Annotated in this window: 10 protein-coding genes and 4 pseudogenes; 8 read left to right on the top strand and 6 right to left on the bottom strand. The window is 60.5% G+C overall.

Annotation, left to right across the window (positions count from 1 at the left end):
- Nucleotides 1-94: 94 nt before the first annotated feature.
- From pqqF to JFT80_RS18675, 7 genes and pseudogenes are all read left to right on the top strand, one after another.
- Nucleotides 95-2520, top strand: a pseudogene (gene pqqF, locus JFT80_RS18705) (pyrroloquinoline quinone biosynthesis protein PqqF).
- Between the two features lie 156 nt (nucleotides 2521-2676).
- The gene (pqqA, locus tag JFT80_RS18700) at nucleotides 2677-2751 is read left to right on the top strand and encodes a pyrroloquinoline quinone precursor peptide PqqA (RefSeq protein ID WP_003422658.1); all 75 of its coding nucleotides are present in this window, start codon (nucleotides 2677-2679) and stop codon (nucleotides 2749-2751) included.
- 81 nt (nucleotides 2752-2832) lie between these two features.
- A complete protein-coding gene (gene pqqB, locus JFT80_RS18695; protein WP_201148871.1) occupies nucleotides 2833-3744 on the top strand; it encodes a pyrroloquinoline quinone biosynthesis protein PqqB in 912 nt (303 codons plus the stop codon).
- A 138-nt stretch (nucleotides 3745-3882) separates the two neighbouring features.
- Entirely contained in the window at nucleotides 3883-4635 is a 753-nt protein-coding gene (pqqC, locus tag JFT80_RS18690) for a pyrroloquinoline-quinone synthase PqqC (RefSeq protein WP_201148870.1), read from the top strand.
- Nucleotides 4632-4907, top strand: coding sequence for a pyrroloquinoline quinone biosynthesis peptide chaperone PqqD (gene pqqD, locus JFT80_RS18685; RefSeq protein WP_201148869.1), 276 nt, complete (start codon nucleotides 4632-4634; stop codon nucleotides 4905-4907). The genes pqqC and pqqD overlap by 4 nt, the downstream gene beginning before the upstream one ends.
- A complete protein-coding gene (gene pqqE / locus JFT80_RS18680) occupies nucleotides 4900-6039 on the top strand; it encodes a pyrroloquinoline quinone biosynthesis protein PqqE (RefSeq protein WP_242482987.1) in 1140 nt (379 codons plus the stop codon). Before pqqD ends, pqqE begins: the two co-directional genes overlap by 8 nt.
- A complete protein-coding gene (locus tag JFT80_RS18675; protein WP_201148867.1) occupies nucleotides 6005-7834 on the top strand; it encodes a S9 family peptidase in 1830 nt (609 codons plus the stop codon). Before pqqE ends, JFT80_RS18675 begins: the two co-directional genes overlap by 35 nt.
- An 89-nt stretch (nucleotides 7835-7923) precedes the next feature.
- On the opposite strand, the gene JFT80_RS18670 is transcribed toward JFT80_RS18675, so the two are convergent.
- Nucleotides 7924-8082, bottom strand: coding sequence for a YqaE/Pmp3 family membrane protein (locus JFT80_RS18670; RefSeq protein WP_003228885.1), 159 nt, complete (start codon nucleotides 8080-8082; stop codon nucleotides 7924-7926).
- 194 nt (nucleotides 8083-8276) lie between these two features.
- A pseudogene (locus JFT80_RS18665) lies at nucleotides 8277-9559 on the bottom strand (aspartate aminotransferase family protein).
- A 169-nt stretch (nucleotides 9560-9728) separates the two neighbouring features.
- Between JFT80_RS18665 and JFT80_RS18660 the strand changes: the two are divergent.
- On the top strand, nucleotides 9729-10625 hold the full coding sequence (locus JFT80_RS18660; protein ID WP_201148866.1) for a LysR family transcriptional regulator: 897 nt from the start codon (nucleotides 9729-9731) through the stop codon (nucleotides 10623-10625).
- A gap of 238 nt (nucleotides 10626-10863) precedes the next feature.
- On the opposite strand, the pseudogene JFT80_RS18655 reads toward JFT80_RS18660, so the two are convergent.
- The 4 genes and pseudogenes from JFT80_RS18655 to JFT80_RS18640 form a co-directional block, all read right to left on the bottom strand.
- A pseudogene (locus JFT80_RS18655) lies at nucleotides 10864-12641 on the bottom strand (acyl-CoA dehydrogenase C-terminal domain-containing protein).
- 188 nt (nucleotides 12642-12829) lie between these two features.
- A complete protein-coding gene (locus JFT80_RS18650) occupies nucleotides 12830-14626 on the bottom strand; it encodes an acyl-CoA dehydrogenase C-terminal domain-containing protein (RefSeq protein ID WP_201148865.1) in 1797 nt (598 codons plus the stop codon).
- 90 nt (nucleotides 14627-14716) lie between these two features.
- The gene (locus JFT80_RS18645; RefSeq protein WP_201148864.1) at nucleotides 14717-16006 is read right to left on the bottom strand and encodes a GGDEF domain-containing protein; all 1290 of its coding nucleotides are present in this window, start codon (nucleotides 16004-16006) and stop codon (nucleotides 14717-14719) included.
- Nucleotides 16007-16236: 230 nt separating this feature from the next.
- Nucleotides 16237-16745, bottom strand: a pseudogene (locus JFT80_RS18640) (phenylacyl-CoA dehydrogenase); the annotation flags it as partial.

Genomic DNA, 16745 nt, shown 5'->3' with positions numbered 1-16745 from the left:
GATCGATCGTCGTCCCGAGCTTTATGGCGACCTGAACAAGCGCTGATCCACCGTTATCCGCTAGCATTAGCGCTTCTCTGTACTGGAAGTGCTCATGCCTGCGTCGAATCCCTCCCGCCCCCACACTGAAACCCTTGCCAACGGCCTGCGGGTGACGCTGCGCCACGCGCCGCATCTCAAGCGCTGCGCCGCAGTGCTGCGGGTGAATGCGGGCAGTCACGACGTGCCACTGGCGTGGCCTGGGCTCGCGCATTTTCTCGAACACCTGCTTTTTCTGGGCACCGAGCGTTTTCCCGCAGGCCAGGGCTTGATGGCCTACGTGCAAGGGCATGGCGGCCAGGTCAATGCGCGCACCAACGAACGTACCACCGATTTTTTCGTCGAACTGCCACCAGCACTTTTCAGCGGTGGGCTGGAGCGCCTGTCGGACATGCTCGCTCACCCGCGTATGAACCTGGACGAACAGTTGCGCGAACGCGAAGTGCTGCACGCGGAATATGTCGCCTGGTCCCAGGACGCGACGGCGCAACAACAACATGCGCTGTTCGAAGGACTGTCGGCCACTCACCCGTTGCGGGGATTCCATGCGGGCAATCGCGACAGCCTGGCGGTCGAGCGGCCCGAGTTTCAGCGCGCCCTGCAGGACTTCCATCAGCATTTCTACCAAGCCGGGCAAATGACATTGAGCGTGGCGGGGCCGCAAAGTCTCGAGGATTTGAAGGCGTTGGCCGAGGTGTTCGCCCAACCTGTTGCCAAAGGTGAAAAAGTCCCGCAAACAGCTCCTGCCGCCCTGATGCAATCGGCAAGCAACAGTTATCAACTGGCCGGTGACGGGCGTGCAGATCTGCTGTTCGCGTTCGAGGCACTGCCTGGTTCGTCCCGCGAAGCGCTGGCGTTCCTGTGTCACTGGTTAAACGCGGTCAAACCCGCAGGGTTCCTCGCAGAGTTGCGCAAGGCTGGGCTGGGGGAACAATTGACCGCCAGGCCGCTGTATCAATTCGCCGGACAAGCGTTGCTGCACCTGGGCTTCACGACCACTCAACCGCACCAGGTGCTCGTGCTTCGCGAGCAACTGCAGGACTGGCTGGGCTTTTTGCCGCCCAGCAGCATCAGCCGCAATGGCGCGACGAATTCAGCGCCCTGCTGCAACGCCAGCAGCGAATCAGCAGCGCCCTGCGCCTGGCGCAACTGGACAGCGAACAGGCTGGGACAAGCGACCACGAAGCGCTCGCGCTTGAGCAAATCCTCGCTCAAATCGGCGCTGTGGATAAGTTCAGCGGCCCATGGCAACTGCCACCTCCCAACCCGTTCCTGCACACAGAAACTGCAGCGCCCAGCGCCGGACTGATTCGTGGGCAGACCAGCAAGCATCGCGGCCTGCGTACCTTTGCCCAGGATCGCTTGCGCAGTCGCCGCGAACAATCGCCCATGCAGTTCAGCCAGGCGTTGCCGGACAATACGGATGAAGGCGCGATCCATCTGCGCTGGCGGCTGCCAGCCAGCCCTCGGCCTGAGCTTCAGGCAAACCTGGAACAGCGTCTTCTGACCTTGCGTGAAGACGCGCGCCAGGCGGGTGTGGATTGCTCCTTCAGTGCCTGCGGCAATCAATGGCTACTGAAAATGACCGGCCTGCAGGACCCCATGCCGATCATCCTCGAGCATGCGCTGAAAGAACTGACAAAGGCCGAGACCGATGTTCCACGGGAACTGCCCAAGCGCCTGGCGCTGATGCCTATTCGACAGTTGCTCGAGGCGTTGCCCGAGCAATGCCTGGAGCCAGTCGAGGAATCTGCAGATTTGCAGCACCTCTGGGCGGGAGCGCGCTGGGACGGGCTGGCCACCGGTCTTTCCAGCCAGACCCAGGCGGCAATGGGCCTGCCCTTGAGTCGCGTGCCAGGCGTGGCGGACACCCAATTGACCGCACCCGCTTCGATCAATACCCAGCACCTGTGGACAACGATCGATACAGCCTCCAGTGAACACGCTCTGCTGCTGTTCTGTCCGGTCGCTAACCGGCAGATCGCTGACGAGGCAGCCTGGCGCCTGCTCGGGCACCTGTGCCAGACGCCCTTCTACCAGCGGCTTCGCGTGGAACAGCAGCTGGGTTATGCGGTGTTCAGTGCGCTGCGGCAGCTGCATGGCCAGGTGGGCATCGTCTTCGGGGTGCAATCGCCGAGCGTCGTTGCGCATGAGCTGCTCAAGCACATCGAGACCTTCATCAGCGACCTGCCGGCGATGCTTGAAAGCATCGACGAGGCAGCCATCGACACCCAGCGCCAGGCCTTGGCGGCTCAGTTCGACATCACTGCACTGGAGCAGTCCCAAGCCAGCGAACTACTGTGGCAGGGCAAACTGGGCGGCCACTCGTCGGATTATCTGGTGCAGTTGCAACGGGCACTTTTAACTACAGACTTACAGGTCCTGCTAGATGCAGCCCACCGTCTTGATGAGGCCACCGGCGGGTGGCGCTGCCTGGCCAGCGCTGTGTCTCCCGGCCTGCCCTGGCAAGTGGCAAAATGATCATTACCGAGGCTGCAAAGAGCTTTCTCAAAGTTTCACGGGCAAGAGTTCTGTAATTTTGAGTAACATAGCCACCTAACTATCTGAACATCTCCAGCTGGAGGTGGACTATATGTATAGATCTCAACCGTCCCAACCACCTGAAGGAGCACTCCCATGTCCTGGACAAAACCTGCTTACACCGACCTGCGCATCGGCTTCGAAGTCACCATGTACTTCGCCAGCCGCTGAGTTCTGCTTACGTAGAATTGCAGTGCAACGCCTCGGCTCGCCGGGGCGTTTTATTTTCAGCGTTGAAATGATGGAGCGTTCATGTTCGTCCAGATTCTGGGTTCGGCCGCCGGCGGCGGTTTTCCGCAGTGGAACTGCAACTGCGTCAACTGCGCAGGCTTTCGCGACGGCAGCCTGAATGCCAAGGCCCGCACCCAATCGTCCATCGCGATTTCCGATGACGGCGTGAACTGGGTGCTGTGCAACGCCTCGCCGGACATCCGCGCGCAGCTGCAAAGCTTTGCTCCGATGCAACCAGGCCGCGCCCTGCGTGACACCGGCATCAGCGCGATCATCCTGATGGACAGCCAGATCGACCACACCACTGGCCTGCTCAGCCTGCGCGAAGGCTGCCCGCATCAGGTCTGGTGCACGGACATGGTTCACGAAGACCTCAGCACCGGTTTCCCGCTGTTCAAGATGCTTACCCACTGGAACGGTGGGCTGGACTGGAACCGCATCGAACTCGATCAGAGCTTCACGGTTGCGGCGTGCCCGAACCTGCGCTTTACCCCGTTGCCACTGCGCAGTGCAGCGCCACCGTATTCGCCGCACCGCTTTGATCCGCATCCTGGCGACAACATCGGTTTGATCGTCGAAGACCTGAAGACTGGCGGCAAACTGTTCTACGCGCCGGGGTTGGGCAAGGTCGACGCACCGCTGCTGGAGATCATGGCGGGCAGCGATTGCCTGTTGGTCGACGGCACCATGTGGGATGACGATGAGATGCAGCGCCGTGGCGTCGGCACCCGCACCGGGCGCGAGATGGGCCATCTGGCACAGAACGGGCCTGGCGGCATGCTCGAAGTGCTGGAACAGCTTCCCGAGCAGCGCAAGGTGCTTATCCACATCAACAACACCAACCCGATTCTCGATGAAGATTCGCCGCAGCGTGCGGAGCTGGTTCGGCGCAAGGTTGAAGTGGCCTATGACGGCATGAGTATTGTGCTGTAAGAAATCGAGACCGTTGCGCGGCATTCGCGAGCAGGCTCGCTCCCACATTCGAAAGCGTTCAACCTGTGGGAGCGAACCTGCTCGCGAAGAGGCCAGTACAGACGCTACAACTCTACGGTGATGCCCCGGAGAACCGAAATGCCCGACACCCCGATGTCCCCCACCGAATTCGAAGCCGCCCTGCGCGCCAAGGGCGCCTACTACCACATCTACCACCCGTATCACGTGGCGATGTACGAAGGTCGCGCCACACGCGAGCAGATTCAGGGCTGGGTCGCCAACCGTTTCTACTATCAGGTGAACATCCCCCTGAAAGACGCGGCGATCCTCGCCAATTGCCCGGATCGCGAAATCCGTCGCGAATGGATTCAGCGCCTGCTCGACCACGACGGCGCACCCGGTGAAGACGGCGGCATCGAAGCGTGGCTGCGGCTCGGCCAGGCCGTCGGCCTCGACCCGGATCAACTGCGCTCCCAGGAACTGGTGCTGCCCGGCGTGCGTTTCGCCGTCGACGCCTACGTCAACTTTGCCCGCCGCGCCAGTTGGCAGGAAGCCGCCAGCAGCTCGCTGACCGAGCTGTTCGCGCCGCAGATCCATCAGTCGCGCCTCGACAGCTGGCCGCAGCATTACCCGTGGATCGACCCGGCCGGTTACGAGTATTTCCGTACCCGCCTCGGTCAGGCGCGGCGGGATGTCGAGCACGGTCTGGCGATCACGCTGGAGCACTACAAGACACGCGCAGGACAGGAGCGCATGCTGGAAATTCTCCAGTTCAAACTGGACATTCTTTGGAGCATGCTCGATGCCATGAGCATGGCCTACGAACTGAAACGTCCGCCGTATCACAGCGTCACCGAACAACGCGTCTGGCATAAAGGAATCACCTTATGAGTTTCGACCGCAGCAAAACCCCGACCTGGCGTGCCGGCTACCGCTTCCAGTACGAACCGGCGCAGAAAGGCCATGTGTTGCTGTATCCGGAAGGCATGATCAAACTCAACCAAACCGCTGCGTTGATCGGCGGTTTGATTGACGGCGAACGTGATGTCGCGGCGATCATCGCCCAACTCGATGAGCAGTTCCCCGGCGTGCCAGAGCTCGGTGAAGACATCGAGCAATTCATGGAGGTTGCCCGTGCGCAGCACTGGATCGAACTTGCCTGATCTGCCGCCCAAGCCTGAAGTCGGCCTGCCGCTGTGGCTGCTCGCTGAGCTGACCTACCGCTGCCCGCTGCAATGCCCGTACTGCTCCAATCCGCTGGATTTCGCCGAGCAGGGCAAGGAGCTGAGCACCGAGCAGTGGATCAAGGTGTTTCGTGAAGCGCGGGAAATGGGCGCCGCGCAACTGGGCTTTTCCGGCGGCGAGCCGCTGGTGCGTCAGGACCTTGCGGAGCTGATTGCCGAGGCGCGCAAGCTGGGTTTCTACACCAACCTGATCACCTCTGGAATCGGCCTCACCGAGCAGAAAATCAGCGACTTCAAAAAGGCTGGGCTCGATCACATCCAGATCAGTTTTCAGGCCAGCGACGAGCAAGTGAACAACTTGTTGGCCGGCTCAAAAAAGGCCTTCGCGCAGAAGCTGGAAATGGCCCGCGCGGTCAAGGCTCACGGCTACCCGATGGTGCTGAACTTCGTCACCCATCGGCACAACATCGACAAGATCGACCGCATCATCGAGCTGTGTATCGCGCTGGAAGCCGACTTCGTGGAACTTGCCACCTGCCAGTTTTATGGTTGGGCGCAGCTCAATCGTGTCGGCCTGTTGCCGACCAAAGAGCAACTGGTACGCGCTGAACGCATCACCAATGAATACCGGGCCAAACTGGAAGCCGAAGGGCATCCGTGCAAGCTGATTTTCGTCACTCCGGACTATTACGAAGAACGCCCGAAAGCCTGCATGAACGGCTGGGGCAGCATCTTCCTGACGGTCACACCGGACGGCACCGCTCTGCCCTGTCATGGCGCCCGGCAGATGCCGGTACAATTTCCCAACGTGCGCGACCACAGCATGCAGCACATCTGGTACGACTCGTTCGGCTTCAACCGTTTTCGCGGTTACGACTGGATGCCTGAACCGTGCCGCTCGTGCGACGAGAAAGAAAAGGACTTCGGCGGCTGCCGCTGTCAGGCGTTCATGCTCACCGGTGATGCAAGCAATGCCGACCCGGTTTGCAGCAAGTCGCAACACCACGGCGTGATTCTCAAGGCCCGCGAAGAAGCCGAGCACGCGACCCAGACCGTTGAACAACTGGCCTTTCGCAATGAACGAAACTCACGCCTCATCGCCAAAAGTTGAGCCTTTCAGCGCCGCCAGGGCCGTCGCCGCCGGTGTCGACTTTGCTGAGCTGCAGCTCGGCGCCCAGGGTTTGTTCTGGAACGAGTACCGTCCTGAGGATGGCGCGTGTCGCATCTGGCATTGGCGCAATAGTCAGGCCCGCTGCCTGACGCCTGCCGGGTTCAGCGTGCGCAGTCGGGTGTACGAATATGGCGGCGGCGCGTTTTGTCTGACCGATGACGGAATTGTTTTCGTCAACGAGGCTGACCAGCAACTGTATCGACAGTCGCTGGCCGGTGAAACCCCGGTCGGGCTGACTTCAGGTGAATGCCGTTACGGTGACCTGCAGTTCGCCGATGGTCAGGTCCTGGCCGTCGAGGAGCACCGGGACCGCCATCGACTGGTCGCCATCGATATTGCCAACGGCAGCCGTCACCTGCTGGCAGAAGGTGCCGACTTCTACGCCGCGCCGACCCTGAGCAAAGGCGCCCGGCGCCTGGCGTGGATCGAATGGAGCCGACCGCATCAACCCTGGACGGCTACCCGATTGATGGTCGCCGAGCGCGACAGTGATGGCGGTTTCAACACCCCGCGCTGCGTGGCCGGTCAGCGCAATGACGAATCACTCCAGCAACCGCGCTTCGATACCCGTGGTCGCCTCTCCTGCCTGACCGATCGCGCCGGCTACTGGCAGCCCTGGATCGAGGCCGAAGACGGGCTGCGCCCGCTTCCCGCAGCCGCTGCCGACCACGCCCCCGCGCCGTGGCAGCTCGGTGGCTGTACCTGGCTGCCCCTGGCCGACGACAGCTACCTGGCAAGCTGGACCGAAGAAGGTTTTGGCAAACTGGGCCTGGCAGGCAATCAAGATAAAGATTTCACGGGCGGCTACAGTCGCTTTCGGCATCTCGCCCTTGATGAGCAGTTCATCTATTGCATCGCGGCTTCGCCGGTCAGCCCATCGGCCGTGATTGCCATCGATCGCGCCACCCGCGAGGTCAACGTGCTGGCCGGAGGCATCGCGCCGCTGCCTGCCGATCAGATCAGCACTGCGCGAACCCTGCGTTATCCCAGCGGATCGGGTGAAGCCCATGGCTTCTTCTATCCGGCGATGAGCGCTGAGGCGAAGCCGCCGCTGGTAGTGTTCATCCACGGCGGCCCAACTTCCGCCTGCTATCCGATGCTCGATCCGCGAATCCAGTACTGGACGCAACGCGGCTTCGCCGTGGCCGACCTGAATTATCGTGGCAGCAGCGGTTATGGCCGAGCCTATCGTCAGGCGCTGCACTTGAGTTGGGGCGAATTGGATGTCGAAGACGCCTGTGCCGTCGTTTCCCATCTGGCCGACAGCGGGTTGATTGACGGTGACCAGGCATTCATCCGCGGCGGCAGCGCCGGTGGCTACACTACCCTGTGTGCGCTGGCTTTTCACCACGTCTTCCGCGCAGGCGCCAGTCTTTACGGCGTGAGCGACCCCGTGGCCCTTGGCCGCGCCACTCACAAGTTCGAAGGTGACTACCTCGATTGGCTGATCGGCGACCCGGTGCAGGATGCCGAACGCTACGCCGCACGAACCCCTTTGCTGCATGCGGGCAACATTGGTGTGCCGATGATTTTTTTCCAGGGTGAACTGGATGCCGTGGTGGTACCGCAGCAGACCCGTGACATGGTCAAGGCGTTGCAGGACAACGACATTGCGGTGGAAGCGCATTACTACGCGGACGAGCGCCACGGTTTTCGCAAGGCGAGCAACCAGGCGCACGCGCTGGAGCAGGAGTGGTTGTTCTATCGGCGGGTGCTGGGGCTGGACAAGTGCTGACACCGCAGTGCCAGCATCGTCGCCAGCTAGCTCCTACACCTGCAGGAGCTGGCTGGCTGGCGATTGCAATCTAACTGACGCAACACATCTCAACGCTTGGCGATGATATACACCGCATGCACGATTCCCGGAATGTACCCGCACAACGTCAGCAGAATGTTCAACCAGAACGCCCCGCCAAACCCGACCTGCAGAAACACACCCAGTGGTGGCAACAGAATGGCGATGATGATGCGAATGAAGTCCATGGGTCAGCTCCTGAATGGGGGTTGGCTCACATGAGCCATACAAGCTAATCGACCCGCGCCGTTCGTCAGGGTTCAGTGCTTCCCACGTTTAGCGCATCCATACAGGCAAAAAAACGCCCCACGCCAAAAGAATCAGGCGCAGGGCGTGCGTTATACCGCGAGACGGTTCTTGAAATCGGGTAGGAAACTTCAGCTCAGACGGCAATCCCTTTGCGGCATTGCAGCTGCGCTGTGCGCACACGCGAGAAGGCGCGGGCCAGGCGCAGGAGCATTTCGTCGATATTGGTTTTGCTGACGGTGAGTGCCGGGGTGAAGCGCAGGCAATTGGCTTGCGGGGCGTTGAGCAGCAGGCCTTCGTGCAGGGCGGCATGGATCACCGCGTCGGCGGAATCGTCTGACAGAGTCAGTCCATAGAACAGGCCTTGCCCACGCAGTTCGCCGTGACCATAGCGATGCGCCAATCGGGCCAGGCCTTCGCGCAGATGCTGACCGACCGTGGCGACATGCTCGAGAAATCCCCGGTCCTGCAGCGCATCCATTACTGCCAGGCCCGCAGCGCTCATCAGCGCATTACCGTGATGGGTCCCCGTCAGCTCACCCAGGTCGAAACAACAGGCAGTGCCCCGGGCGAGTAAAGCGGCCAGCGGTACTCCCCGCCCAAGCCTTTGCCCAGCACGACGATATCGGCACGGACATCACAGGATTGTTCCACGAGTAGCTGGCCGCATCGGCCGAGACCGGTCTGCACTTCATCGAAGATCAGCAAAATACCCAGCTCGCGGCACAAACGCTCGACGCCCTTGAGGTAATTCGCGGTGGCCGGGATGACGCCTGCTTCGCTCTGGATCGGCTCAAGCATAATCGCCACCGTTCTGGCGTCGACAGCCGCATGCAGGGCCGCGAGGTCGTTGAACGGAACGTGACTGAAGCCTGGCAGTTGCGGTTCGAACCGATTGGTCAGCGTCGAGCTGTCCGACGCCGAAATAGTCGCGAGACTGCGGCCATGGCAAGCATTGCTGGCCACGATGATGCGCGAGGCTCCGGCACGGTGCCGCTGCCCCCATTTACGCGCCAGCTTGATTGCCGCTTCGCAGGCTTCGGTGCCGGTGTTGAGCAAGTACGCCTGGTCGCTACCGGTGAGCTGGCATAGTCGTGCGGCGAGGCTGAGCATGCCGCGGTTGTGCAAGGCAAAGCCGGGGTTGATCAGCGCCTGCGCCTGCTCGGCAATCGCACTTACAAGCGCTGAAGGGCTATGCCCCAAGCTGTTGGCACCTCGCCCCTGAGTGAAATCCAGATACGCCCGGTCGGCGCTGTCCCACAGCCAGGAGCCCTGGCCGCGCACGAATACTTGCTGAGGGCGCTCGACGCTGGGCATCAGGTACTCGCGGGAGGGGTTAACCGTTGTAGATGGCGCAATCGCGTCCAGGGCGAGGTCGTCAAGGTCCGGGAGGCCACGACGCATTTTGAACAGATTCATCAGATTTCACCTCGGTGGAGGTTTTTTGCATTGCCTATGTAAATGACTTCGACGTAATCGGTGTTCATCGTCCGCGCGGGCCCTGTAAGCCTTCTGATTGCGGTTAGACTAGGCGGATGCGCGACATTCGACCATTTCGATTTACCAGCATTTTCGATAAGCATTACTTATGGATTTCAAACAACTGCGTTATTTCGTCGCGGTCTACGAAGAGGGCCATGTCGGCCGGGCCGCTGAACGCCTGTCAATCTCGCAACCGGCGTTGTCGCAGCAGATTCGCCAGCTCGAGCAGAACCTCGACGTGACGCTGTTCGAACGCAGCAGCAAACGCCTGCTGCCAACCCTCGCCGCGCACACGTTGTATAACCACGCCCTGCCCTTGCTTGACGGCTTGCAACGGGCGCGTGAGGCGTTAGGTAACTTCAAGGGTCAGGCGTTGCGCACTTTGGCGATTGGCGTGTTGCAAACGGTTCACACCAGTCTGGTGCCGCAAATGCTGGAGCGGGTGCGCAAGGCTCAGCCTCACCTTGTGGTGCAAATCTATGAGTTGACCGGGCTGGAGATCGAACGGCGCTTGCTCAACGGCTCATTGGATATCGGCATCAGTTATCTACCGCCACGCCAGCCGGGGCTGCATGGCGTGATGCTCTACGAAGATGAACTGACGCTGGTCATCCCGGCGGATCATCCGTTGCGTGAATTCAAGAAGGTCTCGATGCGCCAGGCCGCCGAGTTGCCGATGTTGCTGTTGGGCGAAGAATTCCAGATCCGCCAGATCTGGCAGGCGCAATTGACCAGCCTCGGACGCCGCCCGCAGGTGCAGGCAGAACTGAACAATATGGTCGGGATTCTCGACAGCCTGCCGCACACCCGCCTGGCCACGGTACTTCCGGGACGCTCACAGAAGGCCCTGGGCAACGACGAACTGCTGTGGAAACCGCTGAGCGAACCCCGCGTGCCGTTGAAAGTCGGGCTGGTGTGCCGCGATGTACAGCGTCAACAAGCCTCGCTGGCCTTGTTGCGTACACTGCTGGAAGAGGTCATCAATGGTCCGGTCGAGCGTTAGGCGCGCAGCCCGGCATTTTCTTGCGGACAAAGAAAACCCCGCCGAAGCGGGGCTTTGCAGACTGTTTCCCTGACATCCATTTCACTCCGCCACCCTGGCAGAATCCTACGTGTCCGTGTTGTTGCTTTGCGCTTCCTGCGCGACGTCCATGAAATGTAGATTAGCTCTGGATCCAATCCTCGCATAGGGGAGAACAGCAGCACGTGATGTAAGCAAATGCTTACATCACGTTACATCATCAGAATTGCGCCGCGTCCAGCAGGAACAGCGACTCGCTGCCGGCCTTCACCGAAGCGCTCAACGAATGAATACGCGGCAGCAGACGTGCGAAGTAGAAACGCGCAGTGCCCAGTTTGCTCGCGTAGAAATCATCCTGATTTTCCTTGCCGAACGCGGCCTTGGCCATCAGCGCCCACATATAGGCGTAGGCTACATAACCAAAGGCCTGCAGGTACTCGACCGAGGCGGCGCCAATTTCATTAGGGTTGCTTTTGGCACGATCCAGCAGCCAGGCAGTCAGCTCGTCGAGTGTTGTCACGGCATCGTTGAGCGGTTTGGTGAACTCCGCAAGGTCGGCGCTCGCCGTCGCGGTGAAGTGACGGATCTCGTCAGCGAACAGGTTATAAAACGCCCCGCCGCTGCCGACGATCTTGCGGCCGACCAGATCCAGTGCCTGGATGCCGTTAGTGCCTTCGTAGATCTGCGTGATCCGCACGTCGCGCACCAGTTGCTCCTGGCCCCATTCGCGAATGTAGCCATGGCCACCAAAGACCTGCTGGCCATGCACGGTAGTCTCCAGCCCCAGGTCGGTCAGGAACGCCTTGGCGACCGGGGTCAGCAGCGCCACCAGGTCTTCTGCGCGCTTGCGGGTGGTCGCGTCTTCGCTGAACTTGGCGGTGTCGAGTTGCATCGCTACGTAGGTGGAGAACGCACGGCCACCTTCGTTCGAGGCTTTCATGGTCAGCAGCATGCGACGCACGTCCGGGTGGACGATGATCGGGTCAGCGACTTTGTCTTTGTTTTGCGCGCCGGTTGGCGAACGGCTTTGCAAACGGTCGCGGGCGTATTCAACGGCGTTCTGGTACGAACGCTCGCCGGTCGCCAGGCCTTGGATGCCGACGCCCAGACGCTCGTAGTTCATCATGGTGAACATCGCGTTGAGGCCTTTGTTCGGCTCGCCGACCAGATAACCCACGGCTTCGTCGAAGTTCATCACGCAGGTTGCGGACGCCTGAATACCCATCTTGTGCTCGATCGAACCGCAGTTGGCCGGGTTGCGCGCGCCGAGGCTGCCGTCGGCATTGACCATGAACTTCGGCACCAGAAACAACGAGATGCCTTTCGGGCCCGCCGGTGCGTCCGGCAGTTTCGCCAGCACCAGGTGAATGATGTTTTCGGTGAGGTCGTGTTCGCCACCGGTGATGAAGATCTTGGTGCCGCTGACCTTGTAGGAACCGTCGGCCTGAGGCTCAGCCTTGGTGCGAATAATCCCCAGGTCGGTACCGGCGTGCGGCTCGGTCAGGCACATCGAACCGGCCCAGACGCCGGCGTACATGTTCGGCAGGTAGGCGGCTTTCAGCTCTTCGCTGGCGTGGGCGTTGATCGACAGGCAGGCACCGGCGGTCAACATCGGGTACAGACCGAAGGACAGGCTGGCGGAGTTGACCATCTCTTCGACCTGGGCCGACACGGCTTTGGGCATGCCCATGCCGCCGTACTGCGGATCGCCACCGACGCCAACCCAGCCGCCTTCGGCGTACGTCTGATAAGCCTGGGGAAACCGGCCGGCGTGGTGACGGCACCGTCCGCCCAATGGCAACCTTCTTCGTCGGCGGCGCGGCTCAGCGGTGCGATGCTTTTGCTGGTGACCTTGCCGGCCTCTTCGAGAATGGCTTCAACAGTTTCGGCATCGACGGTCTCGGCCAGGGCCGGCAATTCGGCCCAGAGCTTGGCGACTTCGAATACTTCATTGAGGACGAAGCGCATATCGCGCAGCGGCGCTTTGTAGTCAGCCATGGCAAACCTCGCAAGATCTAAACGGTGATTCGTGGAATGGTGTTTTCGTTGAGCCGGAGTGTACCCCAACAACTTTTGCGACACATAGGGTCAACCGGTGACTGATTTGTTATTTTTGGTCACTGAAAACAACATCGCAGACACCGCCTGCCCCCGCAGGACCTGCCGAAGACTGCGATCATTACGACTTATAGCGCAAAAAATTCGGCAGGCAACTTCATCAAGCAATCACTCCCCGCCTCAATCGCCGCCCGATGCGCAGCCGTACGCGGTAACAAGCGCTTGAAGTAGAACTCACAAGTCGCCAATTTGCCCCGCAGGTAATCCGCCTCTCCCTCACCCGCGTCCAGCTGCACCTGCGCCACCAACGCCATACGCAACCACAGATACCCGAGGATGATGTAACCGCTGTACATCAGGTAATCCACCGACGCCGCGCCGACTTCGTCCGGGTTCTTCATCGCCGCCATGCCGACCTTCATGGTCAGGTCGCCCCATTGCTGGTTCAACTCATTGAGTTGCGCAACAAAACTGCCCAATTGCGGATGCTCATGGTTGGCCGCGCAGAACTTGTGGACGATTTTGGTAAAGCCGCGCAGCAACTTGCCCTGACTGCCCAGCACTTTGCGCCCGAGCAGGTCCAGCGCCTGAATGCCGTTGGTGCCCTCATAGATCGGCGCAATGCGGCAATCGCGGACCAACTGCTCCATACCCCACTCACGAATGAAACCGTGGCCGCCAAACACCTGCATGCCGTGGTTGGTCACTTCCAGGCCGGTGTCGGTCATGAACGCCTTGCAGATCGGCGTGAGGAACGCCAGCAAGTCTTCGGCTTCCTGTCGCGCCTCGGCATCGCTGCTCAGGTGCGCAACGTCGAGCATCTGCGCGGTGAAGTACGTCAGCGCGCGGTTGCCTTCGTTGAAGGCTTTCATGGTCAGCAACATGCGCCGCACGTCCGGGTGGACGATGATCGGGTCTGCTGCTTTGTCCGGGGCTTTGGCGCCGGTCAGTGAGCGCATCTGCAAGCGGTCGTTGGCGTATTTGATCGCACCCTGGAAGCTCGCCTCGCCCAGACACAAGCCCTGCATGCCGGTGCCGAGTCGCGCGTGATTCATCATGGTGAACATGCAGTTGAGGCCCTTGTTCGGCTCGCCGATCAAGTAGCCCGTGGCGCCGTCAAAATTCAGCACGCAGGTGGCCGACGCCTTGATGCCCATTTTGTGCTCGATCGAGCCGCAGGAAACGCCGTTGCGCTGCCCTGCTTCACCTGCCGCATCCGGGAGAAATTTCGGCACGATAAACAGCGAAATCCCCTTGGTTCCAGGCGGCGCGTCCGGCAGCTTTGCCAACACCAGATGGATGATGTTGTCGCTCATGTCGTGCTCACCGGCGGAGATGAAAATCTTGCTGCCGGTGACCGCGTAGCTGCCGTCAGCCTGAGGCGCGGCGCGGGTCTTGATGATGCCCAGATCGGTGCCGCAATGGGCTTCGGTCAGGCACATGGTGCCGGTCCATTGGCCGGCGGTGAGTTTGTTCAGGTAGGTGTCTTTCTGCTCGGCGGTACCGTGGGCATGGATCGCCGACATCGCGCCGTGGGTCAGCCCCGGGTACATGCCCCAGGAAGTGTTGCTGGAGCCGACCATTTCACTGATCACCAGCCCCAGCGAACTCGGTAGCCCCTGACCGCCGTAAGCCGGATCCGCCGCCAGTCCGTGCCAGCCACCCTCGACATATTGTGCGAAGGCTTGCTTGAAGCCTGCAGGCGTTGTCACCACGCCATTGTCGAAATGGCAGCCCTCTTCGTCACCACTGCGATTGAGCGGTGCGAGAACGTTCTCACAGAACTTCGCGCCTTCTTCGAGGATCGCGTTGATCATGTCCGGGCTGGCGTCGTGGGCGCCAAGGGCGGCGTAGTTGGCGTGGAAGTCGAAGACGTGGTCGATCAGAAAGCGCATGTCGCGCAGGGGAGCTTTGTACTCAGGCATGGTGGCTTCTCCGTCAGCAGATTTCCTCAACCTACTGCTGGCCACCACGCCCGACAATCATTGTGCAGACGCTGAATGCGCCGTCATCACTCAACCTGCGGCCGTGTCCATGCGCACCGCGCCACGACGGTTCTGCCCAAACGCGACGACGCAGTTTCGCCCTGCGCCTTTGGCGCTGTAGAGCGCCTCGTCAGCGGATTTCAGGACTTGCTCCGGGTTGCGCTGCTCAACGCGTTCGGCGACGCCGATACTCACCGTCACCGACACGCTCGAAGCACCGGAGCCGGCGCGACGCTGACGTCCTTGCTGATCGTCGTTCGGACGGTTCTCCTGATTGCGCAGTTGGATGTTGTAGGAGGCAATCGACTCGCGGATCACTTCCAGATGCGGCATGCATTCCTCAAGGGTTTTGCCTGCGAACACCAGGGCAAATTCCTCACCGCCATAGCGATACGCCCTACCGCCACCGCTGATTTTCGACAATTTGCTGGCGACCAGCCGCAATACCTGGTCTCCGACGTCGTGGCCGTGGGTATCGTTGAATTTCTTGAAGTGATCGACGTCGCTCATCGCCAGCACATAGTTACGGCCAAGGCGCTGCATGCGTTCGTTGAGCGCGCGACGGCCCGGCAGGCCTGTCAGTTCGTCGCGGAAGGCCATTTGATAAGCCTCGTGCGCCACGGCGGCGGCAATCATCAGCATCACCTGGCTGCACATGATGTTCAGGGTGAACGGCAGGATGAAGGTTTTCGGCAGCATCCAGAACACCCCGAGCAACCCGACCAGTTGCGCCGCGTGCAGCGGACGCGGGTTGCGCCAGTATTGCCAGGCCAGCAAGAGGAAGGCCGAGAGGAAAACCGGATAAGACATCTGGATCAGGCTCATCCAGGCGCCGTGCAGCGCCGGCCAGCGGATCTCGGAAAGCCACATCAGCAACGCCTGGGGATAACTTTGTTCCAACCCTAACGCCACGCTGCCGAACGCCAGCAATACGGCGAACCGCGCCACCATGTCCTGAAACAGGTGCGTGCGTTCCTGCCATGCAGCGAACAGACCGAACAACAACGGCAACAACAAGCAAACCAGATGGAAGACCACCGCGGCGTCTTCACGGACTTTGCCGTTGTCGCGGTAATAGTCGGTCTGGGTGTCGAGCAAGAAGTAGGCGATGTACACCGTGAGCATCAGGAACAGTTCGCGCTGGCGTCGGTAAACCGCGCAATAAGCACCGCCCAACAACAGCACCAAGGTCGGCAATACGTTGAACAGAGAAGTGAAGAACACGTTGAGGTCTTTGACGTACGCAGCCGCCAACCCCGCGAGTAACAACAGCAGTGAAGGTAAAAAATGACTGAAACGTACAGCGGAAGAACGCGGCAAGGGTAAGTTCCAGCCTGTTAAGGTTGATGGCAGTGCGCGTGAATGATTGCAGTAAAACACAGCGCCAAAAGGGATGTCATATGGCCATCTTCTATAACGGCCGCAAAGGTGTATTTCTTGATGGATCGGGGCAAATATTTATGCGTCCCTTGGCTGCTCCCGGCAAATGACAGGCATAAAAAAACCGCTGCCCCGAAGGACAGCGGTTTTTCACAAGACCGCGTTAAGGCTTAATAGCCCAGTGCGAAGTCTTCTTCTTTCATGTCCATCAGGTTGTTGGCGCCCGACAGCATGGTGGCCACGTGAGTGCGGGTACGCGGCAGGATGCGCTGGAAGTAGAAGCGCGCGGTTTGCAGCTTGGCGGTGTAGAACGCCGCGTCGCCAGTGCCTTCTGCCAGCTTCTCGGCGGCCAGACGTGCCATGTCAGCCCAGAAGTAAGCCAGGCAGGCATAACCGGAGTACATCAGGTAGTCCACGGAGGCCGCGCCGACTTCTTCGCGATCTTTCATGGCGGCCATACCGACCTTCATGGTCAGCTCGCCCCATTCCTTGTTGATTGCAGCCAGCGGTGCAACGAATTCGGCAACGGCTTCGTTGCCTTCGTTGTTCTGGCAGAACTTGTGGACGATCTTGGTGAAGCCTTTCAGGGCTTCGCCTTGAGTCATCAGCACTTTACGGCCGAGCAAGTCGAGTGCCTGGATACCGGTGGTGCCTTCGTACAGCATCGAAATGCGGCTGT

It is taken from the genome of Pseudomonas sp. TH10, assembly GCF_016651255.1.
Classification (GTDB): Bacteria; Pseudomonadota; Gammaproteobacteria; order Pseudomonadales; family Pseudomonadaceae; genus Aquipseudomonas.
Note: the sequence above shows the minus strand (reverse complement) of the source record. Positions and strands in the feature narration are given on the sequence as shown.

Coding starts and splice junctions, on each gene's coding strand:
- pqqB (WP_201148871.1), top strand. CDS start 2,833: ATGTTCGTCCAGATTCTGGGTTCGGCCGCCGGCGGCGGTTTTCCGCAG.
- pqqC (WP_201148870.1), top strand. CDS start 3,883: ATGCCCGACACCCCGATGTCCCCCACCGAATTCGAAGCCGCCCTGCGC.
- pqqD (WP_201148869.1), top strand. CDS start 4,632: ATGAGTTTCGACCGCAGCAAAACCCCGACCTGGCGTGCCGGCTACCGC.
- JFT80_RS18675 (WP_201148867.1), top strand. CDS start 6,005: ATGAACGAAACTCACGCCTCATCGCCAAAAGTTGAGCCTTTCAGCGCC.
- JFT80_RS18670 (WP_003228885.1), bottom strand. CDS start 8,082: ATGGACTTCATTCGCATCATCATCGCCATTCTGTTGCCACCACTGGGT.
- JFT80_RS18660 (WP_201148866.1), top strand. CDS start 9,729: ATGGATTTCAAACAACTGCGTTATTTCGTCGCGGTCTACGAAGAGGGC.
- JFT80_RS18650 (WP_201148865.1), bottom strand. CDS start 14,626: ATGCCTGAGTACAAAGCTCCCCTGCGCGACATGCGCTTTCTGATCGAC.